1 protein-coding gene is annotated in these 253 nt (G+C 63.2%); it reads right to left on the reverse strand.

What is annotated here, in order from left to right:
• Window positions 1-253, reverse strand: a 253-nt coding sequence (locus tag AAEY83_RS17040) for a cytochrome d ubiquinol oxidase subunit II (RefSeq protein WP_351061021.1), incomplete at both ends; no start/stop codon positions are given.

Here is a 253-nt window from a genome sequence, read left to right on the forward strand (position 1 = left end):
GTACAACCAGCACGTCCCCAGCCAGACGTAACCGAGCACCAGCACCAAACCGCAAAACACCGGGAACGGATTCAGCCAGTCGCGGCCATCGCCAATGTACTGACCGCCCTGATGCGCAACGCCTTGCACGAGAGTGCCGAGCACCATGCCCTGGACAAACCCGGTCAGCAGCGAAGCCAGGGCCAGCACGCCGTCGACGATGCGCTTGCGTCGCTCGTTCGGTGCGTAATCGCGAAATTCCAGCGCCATGGCC

The organism is Psychrobacter sp. TB20-MNA-CIBAN-0197, assembly GCF_040309765.1.
Lineage (GTDB): Bacteria > Pseudomonadota > Gammaproteobacteria > Pseudomonadales > Moraxellaceae > Psychrobacter > Psychrobacter submarinus.